General features: G+C 60.9%; 17 protein-coding genes. 11 read left to right on the forward strand and 6 right to left on the reverse strand.

What is annotated here, in order from left to right:
• Positions 1–2 precede the first annotated feature (2 nt).
• On the reverse strand, positions 3–1001 hold the full coding sequence (locus FHU29_RS13525) for an NAD(P)-dependent alcohol dehydrogenase (RefSeq protein WP_064438611.1): 999 nt from the start codon (positions 999–1001) through the stop codon (positions 3–5).
• Between the two features lie 133 nt (positions 1002–1134).
• Between FHU29_RS13525 and FHU29_RS13530 the strand changes: the two genes are divergently transcribed.
• From FHU29_RS13530 to FHU29_RS13550, 5 genes are read left to right on the forward strand one after another with little or no spacing between them, the layout of a single operon-like run.
• Positions 1135–2127: a sugar-binding transcriptional regulator gene (locus tag FHU29_RS13530; RefSeq protein ID WP_064438610.1), complete on the forward strand. Its 993-nt coding sequence runs from the start codon at positions 1135–1137 to the stop codon at positions 2125–2127.
• A gap of 4 nt (positions 2128–2131) precedes the next feature.
• A complete protein-coding gene (locus tag FHU29_RS13535) occupies positions 2132–3484 on the forward strand; it encodes an ABC transporter substrate-binding protein (RefSeq protein WP_064438609.1) in 1353 nt (450 codons plus the stop codon).
• Positions 3481–4446: a carbohydrate ABC transporter permease gene (locus FHU29_RS13540; RefSeq protein ID WP_064438608.1), complete on the forward strand. Its 966-nt coding sequence runs from the start codon at positions 3481–3483 to the stop codon at positions 4444–4446. Before FHU29_RS13535 ends, FHU29_RS13540 begins: the two co-directional genes overlap by 4 nt.
• Positions 4446–5324 (forward strand): carbohydrate ABC transporter permease, encoded by an 879-nt coding sequence (locus FHU29_RS13545; RefSeq protein ID WP_064438607.1) that lies wholly within the window; start codon positions 4446–4448, stop codon positions 5322–5324. The genes FHU29_RS13540 and FHU29_RS13545 overlap by 1 nt, the downstream gene beginning before the upstream one ends.
• Before the next feature lie 33 nt (positions 5325–5357).
• Positions 5358–6440, forward strand: a complete 1083-nt coding sequence (locus tag FHU29_RS13550; protein WP_064438606.1) for an ABC transporter ATP-binding protein — start codon at positions 5358–5360, stop codon at positions 6438–6440.
• An 84-nt stretch (positions 6441–6524) separates the two neighbouring features.
• Here FHU29_RS13550 and FHU29_RS13555 read toward each other — a convergent pair whose 3' ends face one another.
• Both FHU29_RS13555 and FHU29_RS13560 read right to left on the reverse strand, forming a co-directional pair.
• The gene (locus FHU29_RS13555; RefSeq protein ID WP_064438605.1) at positions 6525–7598 is read right to left on the reverse strand and encodes an ArsO family NAD(P)H-dependent flavin-containing monooxygenase; all 1074 of its coding nucleotides are present in this window, start codon (positions 7596–7598) and stop codon (positions 6525–6527) included.
• 15 nt (positions 7599–7613) lie between these two features.
• Positions 7614–7988, reverse strand: a complete 375-nt coding sequence (locus FHU29_RS13560) for a winged helix-turn-helix transcriptional regulator (protein ID WP_064438604.1) — start codon at positions 7986–7988, stop codon at positions 7614–7616.
• Positions 7989–8128: 140 nt separating this feature from the next.
• Here FHU29_RS13560 and FHU29_RS13565 point away from each other — a divergent pair, with 140 nt between their 5' ends.
• The 3 genes from FHU29_RS13565 to FHU29_RS13575 all read left to right on the forward strand — a co-directional run bounded on the left by FHU29_RS13565 (position 8129) and on the right by FHU29_RS13575 (position 10798).
• Positions 8129–8980, forward strand: a complete 852-nt coding sequence (locus tag FHU29_RS13565; RefSeq protein WP_064438603.1) for an SDR family oxidoreductase — start codon at positions 8129–8131, stop codon at positions 8978–8980.
• Positions 8981–9089: 109 nt separating this feature from the next.
• A complete protein-coding gene (locus tag FHU29_RS13570) occupies positions 9090–10175 on the forward strand; it encodes an S-(hydroxymethyl)mycothiol dehydrogenase (protein WP_064438602.1) in 1086 nt (361 codons plus the stop codon).
• A complete protein-coding gene (locus tag FHU29_RS13575) occupies positions 10169–10798 on the forward strand; it encodes an MBL fold metallo-hydrolase (protein WP_221194922.1) in 630 nt (209 codons plus the stop codon). The genes FHU29_RS13570 and FHU29_RS13575 overlap by 7 nt, the downstream gene beginning before the upstream one ends.
• Here FHU29_RS13575 and FHU29_RS13580 read toward each other — a convergent pair.
• Together FHU29_RS13580 and FHU29_RS13585 are read right to left on the reverse strand one after the other, a co-directional pair.
• Positions 10795–10968 (reverse strand): hypothetical protein, encoded by a 174-nt coding sequence (locus FHU29_RS13580; RefSeq protein ID WP_157094876.1) that lies wholly within the window; start codon positions 10966–10968, stop codon positions 10795–10797. The genes FHU29_RS13575 and FHU29_RS13580 overlap by 4 nt on opposite strands.
• Complete coding sequence (locus FHU29_RS13585) at positions 10950–11669, reverse strand: NAD(P)-dependent oxidoreductase (RefSeq protein WP_183377560.1); 720 nt, start codon at positions 11667–11669, stop codon at positions 10950–10952. The genes FHU29_RS13580 and FHU29_RS13585 overlap by 19 nt, the downstream gene beginning before the upstream one ends.
• A 101-nt stretch (positions 11670–11770) precedes the next feature.
• Between FHU29_RS13585 and FHU29_RS13590 the strand changes: the two genes are divergently transcribed.
• Genes FHU29_RS13590 through FHU29_RS13600 form a run of 3 tightly spaced genes read left to right on the forward strand, consistent with a single transcriptional unit; the run spans position 11771 to position 13566 of the window.
• Positions 11771–12124, forward strand: a complete 354-nt coding sequence (locus tag FHU29_RS13590; protein WP_064438599.1) for a winged helix-turn-helix transcriptional regulator — start codon at positions 11771–11773, stop codon at positions 12122–12124.
• A gap of 24 nt (positions 12125–12148) precedes the next feature.
• Positions 12149–12544 carry an ArsR/SmtB family transcription factor gene (locus tag FHU29_RS13595; protein WP_064438598.1) on the forward strand — a complete coding sequence of 132 codons (396 nt, stop codon included), beginning with the start codon at positions 12149–12151 and terminating at the stop codon, positions 12542–12544.
• Complete coding sequence (locus FHU29_RS13600; RefSeq protein ID WP_064438597.1) at positions 12541–13566, forward strand: cation diffusion facilitator family transporter; 1026 nt, start codon at positions 12541–12543, stop codon at positions 13564–13566. The genes FHU29_RS13595 and FHU29_RS13600 overlap by 4 nt, the downstream gene beginning before the upstream one ends.
• Here the strand turns inward: FHU29_RS13600 and FHU29_RS13605 are convergent.
• Entirely contained in the window at positions 13546–13839 is a 294-nt protein-coding gene (locus tag FHU29_RS13605) for a DUF2218 domain-containing protein (protein WP_013809168.1), read from the reverse strand. The two genes, FHU29_RS13600 and FHU29_RS13605, sit on opposite strands and share 21 nt — an antisense overlap.
• Positions 13840–13925: the final 86 nt, after the last annotated feature.

Genomic DNA, 13925 nt, shown 5'->3' on the forward strand with positions numbered 1-13925 from the left:
GATTAAAGGCGTACGACGGCTTTGATAGTGCCGGGCGTTCGGTCCGCGTTGAGGGCGGCTTCGGTCTCTTCGAGCGGGTAGGTCGCGGTGACCATGCGGTCGAGGTCGATGCGTCCACTCGCGGCAAGTTCGATGGCGGTCGGCCAGGTGTGGGCATAGCGGAAGACGCCCGTGAGGACGAGTTCGCGGTTCTGGATTGTCTGAACAGGGAGTTCCACGGTTTCGGCGCCCATCCCGACAAGGACTACTGTGCCGCCCGGACGGACCGCGCCTATGCCTGAGGTGATGGCAGCGGGTGCACCGGATGCATCGATAAAAACGTCAGCACCGAGATCTTCGAGGCTGTTTTCGCGCGGGTCAAGCACGGTGGTCGCGCCGAAATCCGCCGCAAGCTGGCGGCGCTGGTCATCGAGGTCCGTGACGATGATCGAAGTCGCTCCGAAGGCCGCCACGACCTGGATGGTGGCGATGCCGATAGGCCCGGCACCGGTTATGACGACGTGCGAACCAGCGGTAACGCCCCCTTTTCGCGCTGCAGCAATCGCCACTGACAGCGGCTCGCAGAGAGCGGCAGCATCATCGGACATGGTGTCGGGCACTGGATGTGCGAACTCAGCTCCGATTGTTGCGTAGTCACATAAGGCGCCGTCAATCGGTGGTGTGCCATAGAAGCGCATGTGGGGGCAGAGGTTGTATTCGCCCCGGCGCGTCTCCGCACTGTTCGGGCTTGGGCGCTGAGGCTCGATCGATACACGCTGGCCGATGCGTGATGCTGGCACGCCCTCGCCAACGGCGACGATTCTTCCAGCTGCTTCGTGGCCAAGGATCAGCGGTTCTGTCACCACATAATGGCCGATCCGTCCTTCGCGCAGGTAATGCGTATCCGAGCCGCAGATGCCCACAGAACTGATTTTTATCAGCACATCTCCGGCTTCGGGAGAGGGTACGGGGCGCTGCTGCATCTCAACCTGGCCTTTGGCGAGCAGCACACTTGCCCGCATCGTCTTGGGGATCGCCCAGGTGTGATCACGAGCGCTTTGTGAAGAAGTTGTTGTCTGAGTCACATTAATCATGCTAGCGTACTGAGCAGAAGATCGCACTATGAACATTTGTTCAATCGAAAAGGAGCTGGGGATGGTCACTTCAGGCGCATCCGGTTCACCAGACCAGGCGTCAAGTGCCGAGGACTTGCGCGTATGCCTGCGGGCCGCCACGCTCTACTATCTCGACGGCCTCACGCAGGCTGATGTCGCTACACGCCTCGGAGTATCCCGGCCCACCGCGGGGCGGCTCATCGCCCGGGCGCGCGCCGAGGGACTCGTATCAATCGACGTGCACATTCCAAAGCATCTCCGTGACGACTTCCATAGCGAAGAGGAGCGTGCTCTCGAAGAGAAGTTCGTGCTGGCCGAAGCGATTGTGGTCACCGACAACGTCGACAGTCTTGATGGCAGCTTTACGAGCGTCGGACGTGCGGCTGCAGGCCTTCTCACAAGGCGTATCCGGTCCAGCGACGCACTCGGTTTCACCTGGGGGCCGGAAACGGTCGCGGTGGCGCAAGCACTGCCCGCGAACACCGCGACGGCGAAAGAGATCGTTCAGCTCGATGGTTCGATGAGTGCGATCAACTACCAGACCGGCGTGGAGTACATCCTCGGCCGGTGCGGGGCGCAACTTAAGGCAGCGACTGTCCGCCTGCCTGCCCCGCTCTACGCGGACGCGAACACGGTTACCGCTATGAAGTCGGATTCCGTGATCTCCGCGGCTCTCAAAAAGGGCCGCGAAGCCAACATGATGATCTTCGGTGTCGGTGCTGTCTCGACAGCCGGCACGCTGTTCGAAGGCAGCTTCATCGACGCCGGCACCCTCGGCACTCTCACGCGCCTCGGCGCTGTCGGGGAGATCGGCGGACAGTTTTATGACCAGGACGGCCACGCCGTCGATGGCCCGCTCAACGACCGCACGATGTCTGTCGGTCTCGACGAGGTGAGAGCCTGCCCTGGCGCGATCCTCATCACCGGCGGCCAGGCGAAACACGAAGCGGTACTCGGTGCCGTACGAGGAGGGCTAGCGAAGATGCTCGTCTGCGACCTCGAATGCGCGCAATGGCTTCTCAACCAGAGGTGAACCAGTGAAAGTAAGAAAGAAACAAGCATTCAAATGCATCGCTGGCGCGGGTGCGCTCGTGTTTGCGCTGAGTGGATGCGCCGGGGCAGGCTCCTTCGGTACATCCGATCAAACCGTGACGATCGCGATGGTCTCCAACTCGCAGATGCAAGATGCGCGGGCCCTGTCAGCCCAGTTCCGGGCCGATAACCCAGACGTCGACCTGCGTTTTGTCACTCTGTCAGAGAATGAGGCCCGCGCGAAAATCACCGCGTCGACGGCGATGGGCGGTGGGGAATTCGATGTCGTCATGATCAGCAACTATGAAACCCCACAGTGGGCGGAGTACGGCTGGCTGACAAACCTCTCCGAATTTGCCCGTGAGACAGAGGGATACGACGAGGACGATTTCATCCCTTCGCTGAAGGACTCGCTTTCGTACGAGGGTGACATGTACTCGGTGCCCTTCTACGGTGAATCATCCTTTTTGATGTACCGCCAGGACCTGTTCGACGAAGCCGGAATTGAGCTGTCGAATCCACCGACCTGGACGGAAGTTGCCGCGGCCGCAGAACAACTCGACCGGCCGGGCTTGCCAGGGATCTGCCTTCGCGGCAAGCCAGGTTGGGGTGAGGTGCTCGCGCCTCTGAACACGGTGATCAATACGTTCGGTGGTCGCTGGTTCGACGAGGACTGGAACCCTCAGCTTACAAGCCCAGAGGTGCAGCGTGCTGTCCAGTTCTATGTCGACCTCGTCCGTGAACACGGTCAGCCAGGTGCGGCCACCAGTGGCTTCAGTGAGTGCGCAACTCAGCTCGCCCAGGGCCGCGTCGCCATGTGGTATGACTCCACGGCTGCCGTATCAACCATTGAGGATCCATCGTCGAGCAACGTCGTTGGGCAAATCGGTTACGCGCTGGCTCCTGTCGAGGAGAAGGAGAATGCAGGCTGGCTCTACACCTGGTCGCTTGGCATCCCCGCCACTAGCGAGAATAAGGAAGCCGCGTGGCGCTTCATCTCCTGGATGACCAGCCAAGACTACATGCGATTGGTGGGCGAAACACTCGGCTGGGACCGTGTGCCACCCGGCAGCCGGAACTCGACCTACGAGATCCCGGAGTATGCCGAAGTATCGGCAGCCTATGGTCCACTCACCCTCGAGGCGATGGCGAATGCGACACCGCTGCAACCGACTGTCGATCCGGTGCCCTACACGGGTGTGCAGTTCCTCGCGATCCCGGAGTTCCAGGATTTGGGGACGCGCGTGAGTCAGCAGATCAGCGCTGCGATCGCTGGTCAGAAGTCCGTATCCGAAGCGCTTGAACAGGCACAGCTTTATGCCGAGGCTGTTGGCGCGAGTTACAGGGAGAACCAATGACATCCGTCGCGGTGAAAGACACCGCTCCCAGCACCGCGGATCGCGTCCGCGCCGTCCAGAAAGCCAAGCACGACAGCGTGTCACGCGCCGAAGGCTGGCGCCGCCGAGGGCCGCTGCTGCCCGCACTGATCTTCATGATCGTGGTCACCCAGATCCCGTTCGTGTTCACTCTGTACTACTCCACGCAGTCCTGGAACCTCGTACGCCCAGGGTCACGGAGCTTCGTTGGTTTCCAGAACTACGTTGATGTCTTTCGGGACAGCGTGTTTCGCGGAGCTGCCACCACTACAGTCCTGCTGATCGTCGGTACGGTGCTGATCTCGGTTGTCCTGGGCTTGCTTCTCGCTTTGCTGCTCGATCGGGCGTTCCTCGGTCGAGGTATTGTACGAACCCTGCTGATCACCCCGTTTCTTGTCACACCTGTCGCTGGCGCACTGATGTGGAAGACCGCGATGCTCGATCCAGTTTTCGGCATCGTCAACTTCGTGCTCTCACCGTTCGGAGTGGAACAGATCGACTGGGTCAGCAGGTTCCCGCTCGCCGCGGTCATGGCGAATCTCGTGTGGCAATGGACTCCGTTCATGATGCTGCTGATCCTCGCCGGTCTGCAGTCCATGCCGCGTGACATCCTCGAAGCAGGGCGCGTCGACGGAGCGAACGCATTCTCTCTGTTCCGGGAATTGACCTTGCCGCATTTACGCCGCTTCATCGAACTGGGGGCGGTGCTCGGAGCAATCTACCTGGTCAACACCTTCGACTCGATCTACATGATGACGCAGGGCGGACCCGGCACCGCGAGTTCTAACCTGCCGTTCTACATCTATCAGCGCGCGTTCCTCGGCTTCGATATCGGCCAGGCAGCGGCAATGGGCGTCGTTACGGTCATCGCGACGATCATTGTCGCGACCCTGGCGCTGCGCCTGATTTTCAAATCTTTCACCGGCAAAGAGGAGGCGGCGTGATGAGTACCGCTACGACAACCACACAGGCATCATCTGCCGCTTCCCGGAATGGGCGCCGTCACGCCAAGAAGTCACGCAAGCCAAGCATCTGGGGGCTCCTCGCATGGATCGCCGCGCTCGGCTTCTTCTTTCCCGTTTTCTGGATGGTGCTGACGGCCTTTAAACAGGAAGCCGACGCCTATTCCGACCCCCCGAAACTGTTCTTCACCCCCACTCTCGACCAGTTCCGTGGAGTGTTCGAAGCTGGCGCAGGCATCGCTTTGATGAACTCGGCGTTCGCAACGATCGTGTCAACGATTTTGGTGCTGCTCCTCGGTGTTCCCGCGGCCTTCGCGCTCTCCCTCCGGCCGGTAAAACGTACCCAGGACGCACTCTTCTTCTTCATGAGTACGAAGATGCTCCCGATCGTCGCGGCGATCATCCCCCTATACGTGATCGTCAGCAATATCGGGTTGCTCGACAACATCTGGGCGCTGGTCATCTTGTACACCGCAATGAACCTGCCGATCGCGATCTGGATGATGCGGTCCTTCTTCCTCGAAGTGCCGGGCGAATTGCTCGAAGCCGCCAGCATGGACGGCGCGAGTATGTGGACGTCGGTGCGGGAAGTGATCCTGCCACTCGTCTCTCCGGGCATCGCAGCGACCGCATTGATCTGCGTGATCTTCTCCTGGAACGAATTTTTCTTCGCCGTCAACCTGACAGCTATTCAGGCACAGACGATCCCGGTCTACATGGTCGGCTTCATCACCGGGGAAGGACTCTTCTGGGCACAGCTCTCCGCAGCAGCGACTCTCGCGGCCCTGCCCGTCATCCTCGCCGGGTGGCTCGCGCAGAACAAGCTCGTACGTGGTCTGTCCTTCGGCGCCATCAAGTAACCCAACCAGGCCTCTCAATCAAGGAAAACTCTCATGGCTAACATCAGCTACGAAAACGCCTCGTGCATCTACGAGAACTCTGACTCACTTGCGGTCGACTCACTGAACCTGAATATCGAAGATGGTGAATTCGTCGTCCTCGTCGGACCGTCCGGTTCCGGGAAATCGACTGCGCTGCGTATGCTCGCAGGCCTTGAAGACATCGACGAGGGCCACATCCGTATCGGCGGAAAGGACATGGTCGGCGTTCCCTCCAAGGACCGTGACATCGCGATGGTCTTTCAGAACTACGCGCTCTACCCCAACAAAACGGTTGGCGAAAACATGGGGTTCGCACTGAAAATGCGTGGCGTGTCCGCGGACGTGCGCAAAAAGAAGGTAGAGGAAGCGGCGAAGCTTCTCGATCTCACCCAGTTTCTTGACCGCAAGCCCGCGAAACTCTCCGGCGGACAGCGCCAGCGCGTCGCCATGGGGCGCGCGATCGTTCGTGAACCTCAGGTGTTCTGCATGGATGAGCCCCTTTCGAACCTGGATGCCAAACTGCGCGTGCAGACTCGGACGCAGATCGCTGCGCTTCAGCGGAAGCTCGGCACCACCACTGTGTACGTGACCCACGATCAGGTCGAGGCTATGACGATGGGCGACCGCGTCGCGGTTCTCAAGCTCGGCCAGCTGCAGCAATTTGCGTCGCCGACCGAGCTGTATGACCGGCCCGCCAACGCGTTCGTCGCGGGGTTCATCGGGTCGCCTGCGATGAACCTGATGACGGCGCCGATCGTGGCTAATGGCGTACAAATCGGCAACTCGGTTCTCGAACTGGAGCGTGACCAGATTGCTGCGCTCAGCCGTGCCGGTGTTGATACGGCAACGGTGGGTGTGCGTCCGGAACACCTCGAGCTGAGTGTGAACGGTGACGGTATCGAAGCAGTAGTCGATCTTGTGGAGGCGCTGGGCAGTGAATCCTACGTCTACGCGCACATCTCAGGTACTGATCAGCAGCTGGTCGCCAGGTCTCTGAGCCGGGCACCCGCACGGCTGGCGGAGTCGGTCAGGCTGCGGAAGCACGGTGGTGCAGTGCACGTCTTCCATCCGGAGACGGGCGAGCGGATCGAGTGACGCCCAACTGATCTCGCACCCCTTTCGTGTCAGCCACAACGGCCCCGGCCGTTGTGGCTGACATGTTGCTGTGGTGAACTCGAGTCAAGCGCCGAGGTATCGCTGAATCGCTGCCACGGTGTCCCGGGCGGTCCGGCCAACGCCAAGGAGGGTCGCTGAGGCCGGACCGGTCCAATCGCCGTATCCGACGAGAAACACCCTAGAATCCGCTGCTGCCTGCGTGCCATGAGTCGCGATGTGACCGTCGATAGTGCGCAAATGCAGGTCTTTAAGGGGTCCGACCGCAGGCCGGAATCCGGTGCACCAGATGATGGTGTCGAAGGCCCGGGTCGTGCCGTCCGCCCACGCCGCGCCGTCAGCGGTGATGCGTTCGAACATTGGCTCGGCGACGAGAATTCCGGCATCACGTGCTTTCCGCACTTCGGGGACTGCGACGATGTCACCGAGGTCAGTGATTTTATTTCCGGCTGGCCGCCCAGCTGTCACATTGCGTGCGTACTCCGTGGCTACCTGAAAGAGGATTCGCCCATCCACATCGTCGGGTAAGTACCGAGGTGGACGCGATGTGAGCCAGCTAAGCGTGGTGAGCGGGGCGAGTTCCGCAGCGATCTGGGCGCCGGAGTTGCCACCCCCGACGACGGCGACGCGCTGCCCGACGAAACTGTCGGGCCCTGTGTAGTGCGCGCTGTGGATATGGCGTCCGGAAAAATCAGCGAGGCCCGGGTACGTGGGGCAATGCGGCTGGCGCCAGGTACCGGTCGCGCTGATGATTGTTCGTCCCTGGAATATCCCGCCACTCGTCTCGACTGCGAAGCCGCTCGCATCACTGCTGACCGAATGCGCAGTGACGGGACGTCGTACAGGGAGTTGATAGCGGTGCTCGTAGCGGCGCAAATAGTCAAGCACATGTTCGCGGGGCGGAAAGCCACCGGAATCGTACTCCGGCATGAACCATCCCGGCAGCGACGCGAAGGATGCGGGTGAGAAGAGGCGAAGTGACGGCCAGGTGTGCCTCCACGCGCCGCCGGGTTCGTCCTGATCATCAAGGATGATGTAGTCGAGTTTCGCGCGCCGCAGGTAGTACCCGCACGCGAGACCGGCCTGCCCTCCGCCGATGACGACTGCGTCGAACGTGTGCGTCTGGTCGGGACTAGCCACCTGTTGAGTATGCCGTCAAATGGTGTGGTCGTGGCGCTCTTGTGCCGCAACGATTTCTGGAACGGACTCTTCGACGAGACCGATGAGCGCAAGCAGCGGTTCCGTGATGCGGCTCCCGAGGCCGGTGAGTGAGTATTCGACATGCGGTGGAATGGTCGTCAGCACATCGCGGCGCACCAGCCCATCACGCTCTAAGTTCTGCAACGTTTGAGCGAGCATTCGCTCACTGACGCCGTCGATGCGCCGACGCAGTTCGGAGAACCTGCAAGTGCTGTCGGCAAGCGCTGCGAGGACCAGCACGCCCCATCTTCCCGTGATGTTCTGCAGCACAGGACGGGACGCGCATTCGCGTGCGAAGACGTCTGCCGAAGGCAATGGGCCTGTGCTCATGCGTCAAGAATACCGGACTAGCAGATCTAAAGCGCTTACGGATAGTTTGCACTTACTATTAATAAGTGCTCCAATGGGGAGAGAAGATTGCATGAACAACGATCTAGCGCTCCGTTAGGTCTCACAACAGGAGGATTCGCATGACCATCGCCGTTACCGGAGCAACCGGACACCTTGGCCGCCTCGCCATCGATGCACTGCGGAAGCGCGGTATACCCGCTGGGCAAATTGTGGCGATCGTCCGCGATGCCGGGAAAGCCGCTGACCTCAGTGAGGCTGGCGTACAGGTTCGCGTCGCCGATTACAGCGATTCTCAGGCGCTCACCGCCGCGCTTAGTGGGGTCGGCAACTTGCTGCTGATTTCCGGAAGTGAGGTCGGTCAGCGAGTAGCGCAGCACGCGAACATCATCAACGCCGCCAATGCGGCTGGCGTCACATTCGTTGCTTATACATCGATCCTCGCTGCGCAGACGAGTCCGCTGGCGCTCGCTGAGGAGCACAAAACTACCGAAGACCTGCTCGGCGAATCAGGCCTGCAGTACGCGTTGCTACGCAATGGCTGGTACTGGGAAAACTACGAATCCGCTGTCGAAACCGCCCGGACGACGGGCGCGCTGTTCGGTGCAGCCGGACGTGGGCGGGTTGCTGCTGCCTCCCGAAAGGACTACGCCGAAGCGGCCGCAGAGGTTCTTACCTCCGACAAGGATCAGGCCGGCAAGGTCTACGAACTCGGTGGCGACGAGCATCTGACTTACGGAGAGTTGGCTGAGGTGCTATCCGGCATCGTGGGTGTGCCCGTCGCATACAAGGATCTACCTGAAGACGAGTATGCGAAGGTCCTTGAGGATGCGGGTATTCCGTCGCCGTTTGCCGCGGTCCTAGCGGACTCCGACGCTGGCATCGCTGTTGGTGCTCTCGATACCGACAGTGGTGACCTTCAGCGCCTGATCGGGCGCGCTTCAACCCCAGCGGCCGAGGTGCTTGGAGGCTGATTTCCGAAACCTGTGCCGGCCCCTAGCCGCACGCCCGCGGATGCGACTACCTTCGGAACTAATACTCATATCGAACTATCCGAATATGAGCACCTAAGGAGCTGATCCGATGCCGCAGCAGGTCCGTGGAGTCGTCGCCAGGTCGAAAGGGGCTCCCGTCGAACTCGTCGACATAGTTGTTCCAGATCCGGGTCCGGGTGAAGCCGTCGTCACCGTCGCAGCGTGCGGTGTCTGCCATACCGATCTGACGTACCGCGAAGGCGGGATCAACGATGACTTCCCCTTCCTGCTCGGGCACGAGGCGGCCGGAACAGTTGAGGCTGTCGGACCCGGCGTGACATCCGTCGAGCCAGGCGACTTCGTCGTCCTCAACTGGAGAGCCGTTTGTGGGCAATGCAGAGCGTGTAAACGCGGCCGCCCGCACCTCTGCTTCAGCACGTTCAACGCATCCCAGAAAATGACACTGACGGACGGAACCGTGCTGAGCCCCGCCCTCGGCATCGGTGCGTTCGCTGACAAAACTCTCGTCCACGCGGGGCAATGCACGAAAGTTGACGCCTCCGCGGACCCGGCAGTGGTAGGTCTGCTCGGTTGTGGAGTAATGGCCGGATTCGGCGCTGCCGTGAACACGGGCGGTGTCACTCGCGATGACTCCATTGCCGTGATCGGTTGCGGTGGTGTCGGCGCCGCAGCGGTGATGGGTGCTCGTCTGGCCGGCGCGCGACGAATAATCGCGATTGACCGGGATCCCCGGAAGCTCGAGTGGGCGCGTGCGCTCGGAGCAACCCACACGATCGACGCCACCAGCACGGATGCCGTCGAGGCGGTCAAAGAACTCACGAACGGTGACGGTGCGGACGTCGTCGTTGATGCCGTGGGCAGGCCAGAAACATGGAAGCAGGCTTTCTACGCTCGTGATCTCGCTGGGACTGTGGTGCTGGTTGGGGTGCCCACGCCTGACATGCGCCTGGAGATGCCGTTACTCGACTTCTTCTCCCATGGTGGCGCGCTGAAGTCCTCGTGGTACGGCGACTGTCTTCCGGAACGAGACTTCCCCACCATGGTCGACCTGTATCAGCAAGGCCGATTGCCACTGGAAAAGTTTGTCAGTGAGCGCATTTCACTCGACGGTGTGGAACAAGCATTCGAAACGATGCACCGCGGTGAGGTGCTGAGATCGGTGGTGGTTTGGTGAGAATAGATAGGGTCGTCACCTCAGGGACGTTCAGCCTCGACGGTGGGACGTGGGACGTCGACAACAACATCTGGCTGGTCGGTGATGACTCCGAAGTGGTCATCATTGATGCCGCGCACTCCGCGCAACCCATTATCGAAGCTGTAGGCAACCGCAAGGTCAAAGCCATTGTCTGCACTCACGGTCACAACGATCACGTCACCGTTGCCCCGGAGCTGGCGGAGAGGCTCGATGCGCCGATTCTCATGAATCCCGCAGATGATGTCCTGTGGGAGATGACGCACCCTGGCATTGCGTATCGGTCACTTGAGGATGCGCAGCGAATCGACATCGCTGGCACCGAGATCCAAGCGATCCACACCCCGGGGCATTCACCAGGATCGACCTGCCTGTACGTGCCCGAAGTCGGTCAGCTTTTCACCGGTGACACCTTGTTCTCTGGCGGGCCTGGCGCGACAGGACGGTCGTACTCCGACTTTCCGACAATCATCGGCTCGATTCGGGACCGATTGTTCGCTCTCCCGCCTGAGACTGTCGTCAACACCGGGCACGGTGACGGTACGACGATCGGGAAGGAATCCCCTCACCTCGAAGAATGGATCCGAGCGGCAGCTGACGACTAGTCACCCTGGCTCCGTGCGAGGCTTGTCGCCACCTGCTTGATGAGCTGCGGCAGTTGTGGACCCGCGCCAGCGTCCGAGATCTGCTGCATGGGGCTGATGAGATGTGCGAGCAGGGCTGGGTGCAGTCCTTCGCTGGTGGCGAGGATGTTGTTCAGTGCGACTGCCTGCATCTCCAGGGAGACTCACTGTCATCGCCGCCGAGAGCTCCGGTCATAGCCGTGAGGAAAGGAACGAGAAGGTCCCGAATGAAGGTGGTCGCTCGAGCCTCTCCCACAAGTTCGGTGGCGTGACGGGCTCCGGCGAACATCCCATACATGGCGCTCAGCAGTGCGATGTCGTATGCCGCGGCGAGACCGAAGTCTGACCCCAGGTATATGGGTGTGCCGAGTGCGGCGAGTGTTTCGCGTCTGGCGGTGTACGCGCCTTTGTCACCGCTGTAGAGGATTATCGATTCCTTCGCTCCCACCATCGAGGGGACCGTCATGATGCCGCCATCGATGTAGCGCGCACCAGCCTGCACGGCCCGTGCGGCCATTTCGCGTGCCTGTGCCGGTGTCCCGTTGCTCAGGTTGACGAGTGTTTTCCCGGCGAGTGCGTCCCCGGCAGCCCGTACCACCTCCTCTGCGGCCGCGTAGTCGAACACGCAAAGGACGACGAGATCGGCGCTCGTGGCAGCGACCGATGGTGCATCTGCGACAACCGCGCCCGCGTCAGCGAGGGCGCTGCTTCTTCCGGACGACCGGTTCCAGACGGTCATCGGATGCCCTGCCCGCAGGAAGGCCTGCGCGAGGGCTGAACCCATGGCGCCGAGGCCAAGGACAGCTACGGATTCGTGCGGCGCACTACGGGCAGCGGAAATCTGTTCAGGCACAGTGCAACTCCATTCATTGTCGGTGGATCCAGCATCGACGACGAGCACTACAATCATCAAGTACCCACTATTTTGTCTGATACCTACGAAAAGGTAAGTATATGAAGCGGACCTCGTACAGTTGCGGACTTGATGCAGCAATGGATGTTGTCGGAGGCAAATGGAAAGCACTCATCCTCTGGGCACTCGATACATACTCCCCATGCCGGTTTGGCGAGCTGAAACGGCTGGTAGCGGGGGTCAGCGAGAAGATGCTGATACAGCAGCTTCGCGAGATGGAGAGTGACGGCCTCGTGCATCGTGAGGTGTACCACCAGGTACCGCCGAAGGTCGAGTACACGCTGACAACGTTGGGCGTCTCCCTGAACAAGGCTTTAGAGCCATTGAGCGACTGGGGATTTCAGAACATGGACCACATCGTGGCAGTGCGGATAACTGAGACACGAGACAAGTAGCTCTATAAGAGTTATTATCTGCGTATGAATGCAGATAGGAAGGCATGCCGCCGACGCCTGCAGGATGACGAGGTGAACCTCGTCGTTGAGATCTTCCGTATGCTGGCTGATCCGACCCGAATTACGATCCTTTGGGCGCTGGTGGATCGGGAACTGTCCGTCAACGAAATTGCGGCAGTAGTAGGCAAGCCAGGACCGTCAGTGTCGCAGCATCTCGCGAAACTCCGCATGGCGCGGCTCGTTCGCACGCGGCGTGACGGGACGCAGGTTTTCTACCGGATCGAAAACGAGCACGTGCGGCAGCTCGTCACCGACGCTGTCTTCAACGCCGAGCATGCAGGTCCCGGTGTGCCACCGCACCATCGTGCCGAGAGCGAAATTCGCCTCCTTCATCCAAGCGAGCACGTGGAGGAGGCATGACCACGGAACACGGCCACGGCCACGGCCATGGGCACGGTCATGGCGGAGTGCGGAATGCGGTACGCGAGTTTTTCGTGCCGCATAGCCATGATCATGCAGACCGGGTTGATGATGCGCTGACGTCCAGCCAGATCGGCATTCGCGCCGTCAAAATCAGCCTTGTTGCTCTCGGCGCTACCGCGTTGCTCCAGCTGATCATCGTTGTGATATCCGGCTCTGTCGCACTTTTCGCCGACACAGTCCACAACTTTGCTGACGCGATGACATCGGTGCCGCTTTGGATCGCATTTGTGCTGGGCAGGCGCGCAGCCACCCGGAAGTTCAACTACGGCTACGGCCGCGCCGAGGACCTGGCCGGACTCTTCATTGTGGCGATGATTGCGCTGTCCGCGCTGATAGCCGGTTTCGAGTCAATTCGCCGGTTGATAAACCCGGTGGCAATTTCACACATCCCTTGGGTCGCCGCCGCCGGTGTTATCGGCTTTGTTGGGAATGAACTGGTCGCCATGTACCGGATTCGTGTGGGCCGCAGGATTGGGTCCGCAGCGCTGGTTGCCGACGGTTATCACGCGCGCACGGACGGGTTCACGTCGCTGGCGGTCGTCGCCGGTGCGGCCGGTGCAGCGTTAGGTTACGACCTCGCTGATCCCATTGTTGGGCTCCTGATCACGGCCGCGATCGTCGCAATTCTCTTCGCATCAGGGCGGGAAGTGTTGCGTCGGCTCCTGGACGGTATCGACCCCTCGATCTACGACACCGCTATGGAGGCGCTGCGTGCTGCGCCCGAAACTTCAGAGGTGCGCTCCCTTCGTATCCGCTGGATCGGGCACGAAATGCATGCGGAAACCGAAGTGGATATCGCCCCCGAGTGCACACTTGCGGAGGCCCACGAGATCGCGCACCGCGCCGAACGCCGGATTAAGGAGGCGTTGCCCCGTGTGAGCGCCGCAGTCGTACACGCCTACCCGGCGCACGGACGCGTCCGTGGATCCAGCAGACGGTCAGGCCGCGATGGCGGGTGACCAGGAGACCGTCAAACCGTCGCGTTCGCCGAATTCCGCGAGGTGGCGAGCGAGGATGTCTTGGACGCTCACGAGGTCATTGGCTGAGCGCGCTTGTGCAGTGAGGACCAAATAGCCGCGGCTGGCGTCGGCCACACCGTAGCCCATGTCGAAACTGAATTCCGCGTGCGGCCCTTCGCGGACGACGGGGACTTTGTGCCCGAAGTGGCTGGCGAGCTGCTTCAGGTAGCGCTCAGCGCGGTCTGTGGCGACATAGGCAACCGATTCAGGCATTTCTTTTTCTCTGGCTTTCTCTGTGCTCGACTTTGAACGGAGAGTGTTGGAAATGAAAGGTACCTGTGAATTTCTCGAAACAGGTA

The sequence above is a fragment of the Hoyosella altamirensis genome (genome assembly GCF_014191505.1).
Taxonomy (GTDB): domain Bacteria; phylum Actinomycetota; class Actinomycetes; order Mycobacteriales; family Mycobacteriaceae; genus Hoyosella; species Hoyosella altamirensis.

Bases quoted from the DNA above. Each gene is read 5' to 3' on its own strand.
- FHU29_RS13525 (WP_064438611.1), bottom strand. From the start codon at position 1,001: ATGCGGGCAAGTGTGCTGCTCGCCAAAGGCCAGGTTGAGATGCAGCAG.
- FHU29_RS13530 (WP_064438610.1), top strand. From the start codon at position 1,135: ATGGTCACTTCAGGCGCATCCGGTTCACCAGACCAGGCGTCAAGTGCC.
- FHU29_RS13540 (WP_064438608.1), top strand. From the start codon at position 3,481: ATGACATCCGTCGCGGTGAAAGACACCGCTCCCAGCACCGCGGATCGC.
- FHU29_RS13545 (WP_064438607.1), top strand. From the start codon at position 4,446: ATGAGTACCGCTACGACAACCACACAGGCATCATCTGCCGCTTCCCGG.
- FHU29_RS13550 (WP_064438606.1), top strand. From the start codon at position 5,358: ATGGCTAACATCAGCTACGAAAACGCCTCGTGCATCTACGAGAACTCT.
- FHU29_RS13560 (WP_064438604.1), bottom strand. From the start codon at position 7,988: ATGAGCACAGGCCCATTGCCTTCGGCAGACGTCTTCGCACGCGAATGC.
- FHU29_RS13565 (WP_064438603.1), top strand. From the start codon at position 8,129: ATGACCATCGCCGTTACCGGAGCAACCGGACACCTTGGCCGCCTCGCC.
- FHU29_RS13570 (WP_064438602.1), top strand. From the start codon at position 9,090: ATGCCGCAGCAGGTCCGTGGAGTCGTCGCCAGGTCGAAAGGGGCTCCC.
- FHU29_RS13580 (WP_157094876.1), bottom strand. From the start codon at position 10,968: ATGCAGGCAGTCGCACTGAACAACATCCTCGCCACCAGCGAAGGACTG.
- FHU29_RS13590 (WP_064438599.1), top strand. From the start codon at position 11,771: ATGAAGCGGACCTCGTACAGTTGCGGACTTGATGCAGCAATGGATGTT.
- FHU29_RS13595 (WP_064438598.1), top strand. From the start codon at position 12,149: ATGAATGCAGATAGGAAGGCATGCCGCCGACGCCTGCAGGATGACGAG.
- FHU29_RS13600 (WP_064438597.1), top strand. From the start codon at position 12,541: ATGACCACGGAACACGGCCACGGCCACGGCCATGGGCACGGTCATGGC.
- FHU29_RS13605 (WP_013809168.1), bottom strand. From the start codon at position 13,839: ATGCCTGAATCGGTTGCCTATGTCGCCACAGACCGCGCTGAGCGCTAC.